Source organism: Mesorhizobium sp. M7A.F.Ca.US.002.01.1.1, from assembly GCF_004022955.1.
GTDB classification, from domain to species: Bacteria; Pseudomonadota; Alphaproteobacteria; order Rhizobiales; family Rhizobiaceae; genus Mesorhizobium; species Mesorhizobium ciceri.
Genome location: NZ_RZQE01000387.1, coordinates 1 through 5,803, shown reverse-complemented (window position 1 = coordinate 5,803; position 5,803 = coordinate 1). Strand labels below are relative to the sequence as shown.

At 62.5% G+C, this 5,803-nt stretch carries 5 protein-coding genes and 1 pseudogene; 3 read left to right on the top strand and 3 right to left on the bottom strand.

Annotated elements, in window-relative coordinates; genetic code table 11:
- Positions 1-279: 279 nt before the first annotated feature.
- Genes xth through erpA form a run of 3 tightly spaced genes read right to left on the bottom strand, consistent with a single transcriptional unit; the run spans position 280 to position 1,836 of the window.
- Positions 280-1,074: an exodeoxyribonuclease III gene (gene xth, locus EN932_RS27400; RefSeq protein WP_013531286.1), complete on the bottom strand. Its 795-nt coding sequence runs from the start codon at positions 1,072-1,074 to the stop codon at positions 280-282.
- Between the two features lie 17 nt (positions 1,075-1,091).
- Positions 1,092-1,487 (bottom strand): VOC family protein, encoded by a 396-nt coding sequence (locus tag EN932_RS27395; RefSeq protein ID WP_013531287.1) that lies wholly within the window; start codon positions 1,485-1,487, stop codon positions 1,092-1,094.
- 1 nt (position 1,488) lies between these two features.
- Entirely contained in the window at positions 1,489-1,836 is a 348-nt protein-coding gene (gene erpA, locus EN932_RS27390; RefSeq protein ID WP_013531288.1) for an iron-sulfur cluster insertion protein ErpA, read from the bottom strand.
- A 90-nt stretch (positions 1,837-1,926) separates the two neighbouring features.
- Between erpA and EN932_RS27385 the strand changes: the two genes are divergently transcribed.
- The 3 genes and pseudogenes from EN932_RS27385 to EN932_RS27375 all read left to right on the top strand — a co-directional run.
- The gene (locus EN932_RS27385; RefSeq protein WP_127371664.1) at positions 1,927-3,141 is read left to right on the top strand and encodes a deoxyguanosinetriphosphate triphosphohydrolase; all 1,215 of its coding nucleotides are present in this window, start codon (positions 1,927-1,929) and stop codon (positions 3,139-3,141) included.
- Between the two features lie 75 nt (positions 3,142-3,216).
- Entirely contained in the window at positions 3,217-4,974 is a 1,758-nt protein-coding gene (argS, locus tag EN932_RS27380; protein ID WP_064993663.1) for an arginine--tRNA ligase, read from the top strand.
- 103 nt (positions 4,975-5,077) lie between these two features.
- Positions 5,078-5,803: pseudogene (locus tag EN932_RS27375) on the top strand (SPOR domain-containing protein); the annotation flags it as partial.

The following is a 5,803-nucleotide window of genomic DNA, read 5'->3' as shown; positions in this document are numbered from 1 at the left end:
TCCACGAGGTGTTGTTGAGCACCATATCGCAGCGGGCCAGATGGCTCTGCTCGGCCACCGTCAGGCAGGCGACCTGACCGATCTGGTAGGATTTTCCATTGGCCAGGCATTCCTGGTCGGCAAATGCCGTACCAGGAACGGCCATGGCAAATGCCAGGCCAATGGGACAAAGATGAAATCGTGTGCTCATGGAACCCCAGCCGCCATGCTGGTCTGCAATGAACGGCGCGAAATGTGGCGATATGAGGGTTCAGCGCAGACGGGCCCGGCGAGGTTCTCTCAAGCCGGCTGAAGCGCGAGATCGATCGCCACCGGGACATGGTCGGACGGTTTTTCCCAAGCGCGCACATGCTTTTCGATAGAGGCCGATGAGAATCGGTTGGCGGCTTCCGGCGACAAAAGCAGGTGGTCGATACGGATGCCGTTGTTCTTCTGCCAGGCGCCGGCCTGATAGTCCCAGAACGTATAGGTGTCGCGCGCGTCGGTGACCGCGCGCACCGCCTCGGTGAAACCAAGATTGAGCAGCCGACGGAAGGCCTGTCGCGTCTGCGGCTGGAACAGGGCGTCGCCCAGCCAGTTCTCCGGAAACCGCGCGTCGATCGGCTCGGGAATGACGTTGTAGTCGCCGGCGAGCACCAGAGCCTCCTCAAGTCTCAGCCGTTCTTCGGCCCAGCGCTCAAGCCGCGCCATCCAGGACAGCTTGTAAGGAAACTTCTTCTCGTCATCGATCGGATTGCCGTTCGGCAGATAGAGCGAGGCAACGCGCAAGGCGCCCTTGTCGGTTGAGAAAACGCCTTCGATGAAACGCGCCTGTTCATCGGCATCGTCGCCGGGCAGGCCCCTGATCACCTCGTCGAAGCGCAGCTTCGACAACAGCGCGACGCCGTTGAAACCCTTTTGGCCATGGGTTTCGACATTGTAGCCAAGCGCCTCGATCTCGGCGCGCGGGAACTGCTCGTCGACCGTCTTGATCTCCTGCAGGCAGACGATGTCGGGTGCGCTCTCGGTCAGCCAATGGGTCAGGTTGCCGATGCGGGCGCGGACACCGTTGATGTTCCAGGTGACGATTTTCATGGCGGTCTCGATGCTGTTCAGTTGGGCTCTTGCGGCGGATGGCGTTCGACGAGGCCGATCGTATTGCCAGCCGGGTCCTTTAGGAAGGCCATCCATTCGCTTTCCCCCGCTGGACCGAACTGGCCGTCCGTGTCGCGATGGACAAGCGTTGGCGGCGCGGTGAAGGGCACGCCGGCGGCAGCAGCCGAGGCATGGAACTGATCAAGGCCCGATATGTCGAGATAGACGGTTCCGGCCGGTACGCCGTCGGTGAACAGCAGCCTGATTTCTCCGGCCATGATGAAGGCGATGCCCGGCGGATCGAAGCGTGCATGGACGGCCATGCCGAGCACGTCGCGCCAGAAAGCCAGCGTCACGTCGAGGTCACGGCCAGCCGACAGCGCGATCTGACGGACCGCACCGATGGCAGGCATTCTATATGGAGAAACTCGTGCCGCAGCCGCAGGAGGCGACGGCGTTCGGATTGCGGATCTGGAACGACTGGCCCATCAGATCGTCGACGAAATCGATCACAGATCCGCCCATATAGACCAGCGACAAATCGTCGATCAGCACGGTGGCGCCGTCCTTCTCGATGGCGACGTCGTCGTCGTTGCGCGTATCGACCAGATCGAACTTGTAGGAGAAGCCCGAGCAGCCGCCGCCTTCGACCGAAACGCGCAGCGCCGTCTTGCCGGCTTCGTTCGAGACAATCCTGGCGATCCGCTTGGCGGCGGCCTCGGTCATATCGACTTTCATGGCAGTCTTGGCATCAGCGCCCATGGGCGTCACCTTGCTTTCGGTTTCACATGATAGGTATGAAGCGCGAGGGGCCAAGTCAACCTGGCTAAGTCAAACGCGGCAGCATCAGCCATGACCAGTGAGTTGGGCGACATCGGATTCGGCTATCGGCCACGCGCCGCCTATGCCTGCGATCCGGCAAACTCGCGCGGGCGGCTGTTCGACGAGGTGGAGAGCCCGACCCGCACGCCATTCCAGCGGGACCGTGACCGCATCATCCATTCGACGGCCTTCCGGCGGCTGAAGCACAAGACGCAGGTCTTCATCGCCCATGAAGGCGACCACTATCGCACCCGGCTGACCCATTCGATCGAAGTGGCGCAGATAGCGCGCGCCCTGGCACGGGCGCTGCGCGGCGACGAGGATCTGGCCGAGGCGGTGGCGCTGGTGCATGATTTCGGCCACACGCCCTTCGGCCACACCGGCGAGGACGCGCTCAACGAGAAGATGGCCGCCTGGGGCGGCTTCGACCACAACGCCCAATCGCTGCGCATCGTGACAAGGCTGGAGGCGCGCTACGCCGAATTCGACGGGCTCAACCTGACCTGGGAAACGCTGGAAGGCCTGGTCAAGCACAATGGGCCGCTGACGGATGCCAACGGCAAGGGTCTGAAAGGGCCGGTGCCACAGGCGATCCGTGATTATTCGCAACTGCACGATCTCGAACTCGACCGGTTCGCCGGCATCGAGGCGCAATGCGCGGCGATCGCCGACGATATCGCCTACAACACGCATGACATCGACGACGGGTTGAGGGCAGGACTCTTGACGCTGGACATGCTGGAGACGGTTTCGCTGCCGGGAACGATCCTGAAAGGCGTGCGCGAACGCTATCCCTCCCTCGATGCCGTGCGCACCGGCCACGAACTGATGCGGCGGCAGATAACGGCCATGGTCGAGGACGTGATCAGGTCGACGACCGCCAATCTCGATCGCATCAGGCCGCGGAGCGCCGATGCAGTGAGGGCAGCTGGCGAGACGATGGTGGTTTTCTCGGCCGAAATGGCTGCCCTGGAGAAGGAACTGAAGGCCTTTCTGTACAAGCACCTCTACCGGCACGCGGAGGTTATGAGGGTGCGCGCGGATGCCGAGCAGATCGTCAAGGATCTGTTCGACGCCTATTTCGCCGATCCGCGCGCCATGCCGGATGGCTGGCGCGAGGGGCTGGATCGGGCCGATGATCGCATCAAGGCGCGCAGCGTCGCCGACTTCCTGGCGGGTATGACCGACACCTACGCGCTCAAGGAACACCGGCGTTTGTTTGACCATACGCCTGAATTGGGCTAGGGCGGGCTCGATTTTGCCGGCCAACGAGCCGGATTCGCTGCAAAGCCGCCAGAGCCAGACCCCAGAGTCACACAAATGAACATCTTCGCCGATTTCACCGCGCGAATCATAAAAGCCGTCGAAGCGCTTGATCTGAAAGACAAAGACGGCATTTCGCCTGACCTGTCGCGCATTGCCGTTGAGCCGCCGCGCGACGCCAGCCATGGCGACCTGGCGACCAATGCGGCAATGGTGCTGGCCAAGCCGACCGGCCAGAACCCGCGCGCGCTGGCCGAAAGACTGGCGCAGGCGCTGCGCGACGACAAGGATGTCGCGGCAACAGAGGTGGCCGGCCCCGGTTTCGTCAATCTCAGGCTGAAGGACGGCTTCTGGCAGACACATCTGACCGCACTGCTCGGCGAGGGCCGCAACTATGGCCGCTCGATGGTTGGCGGCGGCAGGAAGACCAATGTCGAATATGTCTCGGCCAATCCGACCGGACCGATGCATGTCGGCCATTGCCGGGGTGCTGTCGTCGGCGATGCACTTGCCAATCTGATGGCCTTCGCCGGTTACGACGTGACCAAGGAATACGTCATCAACGACGCCGGCTCGCAGATCGACGTGCTCGGCCGTTCCGCATTCCTGCGTTACCGCGAAGCGCTGGGTGACGACATCGGCGAGATTCCGGCCGGGCTTTATCCGGGCGATTACCTGGTGCCAGTTGGTCAGGCGCTGGTCGCGGAATTCGGCCGCTCGCTGCTGCAGATGCCCGATGACGAGGCGCTCGCCATCGTCAAGGATCGCACCATCGATGCGATGATGGCGATGATCCGCGAGGACCTGGCGATGCTCAACGTGCATCACGACGTGTTCTTCTCCGAGCGCACGCTGCACGCCGACAATGCCAGGAAGATCCGCTCCGCGATCAACGATCTGACGCTGAAGGGCCATATCTACAAGGGCAAGCTGCCGCCGCCCAAGGGCGAGAAACCCGACGATTGGGAGGACCGCGAGCAGACGCTGTTCCGCTCGACCGCGGTCGGCGACGACATGGACCGGGCGCTGGTCAAGTCGGACGGCTCATTCACCTATTTCGCCGCCGACGTTGCCTATCTCAAGGACAAGGTCGATCGCGGCTTCGTCGACCTGATCTATGTGCTCGGCGCCGACCATGGCGGCTACGTCAAGCGGCTGGAGGCTCTGGCGCGGGCGATTGCCGGCGAAGAGGTCAAGCTCACCGTGCTGCTGTGCAATCTGGTCAAGCTGTTTCGCGAGGGCGAACCGGTGCGCATGTCGAAGCGGTCTGGCGATTTCGTGACGCTGCGCGAAGTGGTGGAGGAGGTGGGCCGCGACGCGATCCGCTTCATGATGCTCTATCGCAAGAACGATGCGCCGCTGGATTTCGATTTCGCCAAGGTGACCGAGCAGTCCAAGGACAATCCGGTGTTCTATGTCCAGTACGCCTCGGCGCGCTGTCATTCGGTGTTCCGGCAGGCGAGCGAGCAACTGGGCGAAGCCAATTTCGACCGCAACAGCCTGGCGTCGGCCGCGGCATTGCTGACCGACGAGGGCGAGATCGGCCTGATCCGCAAGCTTGCCGAATACCCGCGGCTGATCGAGTCCGCCGCCCTTGCGCTCGAGCCGCATCGGCTGGCATTTTACCTCTATGATCTGGCTTCCAGCTTCCACGGGCACTGGAACCGTGGCACGGATAATCCGGACTTACGTTTTGTTAAGGTTAACGACCGACAATTGACGCATGCCAGACTAGGGCTGGTGCAGGCTGTTTCGGACGTTTTGACGTCCGGCCTGACGTTGATCGGGGCCGCCGCGCCCACTGAAATGCGTTAGGTTTGACTAAATAACCTGTCACCTTTTGCCCACATTGCGCTGGTAAGGGCCAACCCTACGCGACGTCCATGGCGTCCGAATGAGTGCGAGTTCGGGAACAATAATGGCAGACAGAACCCAGCTGAGAGTAGCCGACAACAACGACATCGCTGAGGATGATCCGTTCGCGGAACTGACCAGGATCATGGGATTCGACCCGCGCCAGCCGGTCAGGCCGCAATCGCCCGCCCAGCCGCAGGCCCCAGCCGCCGATCGCGGGCTCGAAGAGGGCGATTTCGATATCGATCTCGAGAAAGAAATGATGGGCGAGTTCGGCGCTGACGACAGCGACGCCGCTCCGGTTGTCCAGGCTTATGAGCCGACTTTCGTGCATGAGCCGGCATTCGAAGCGGCTGACGCCAGCGCGATGGACGACGAGCTTTCGGTGTCGCTCGACGACGATTTCGAACTGGACATGGCTGAGATCGACGACCACGTCGCCGGCGCCAGCCATGCGGTCGCCGCTGAAGCCGTGCCGTCCGTCGAGCCCGCTTTCGCGTCCGACATTGGCGATGCCGTCGCCGGTTCGCTCGAGGACGTGTCCCCCTTCGAGGACGATCAGTCGATGGCGGACGAGCTTGCCGCCTCGCTCGACCAGGACCTTCGGATCGATGAGGAAGCCGAAGAGGCCCTGTACAGCGTTGCCGATACGCCCGCTTCTGTCGAGCCGGTTGCCTCCGATGACGAGTTCGACGATGCGGTGGCAATGTCGCTTGAAGACGAGCTGATGCTCGACGACCATTCGGCGGCGGAACAGTCATTCATGGCCGCCGATCCCGTCGAGCATGCC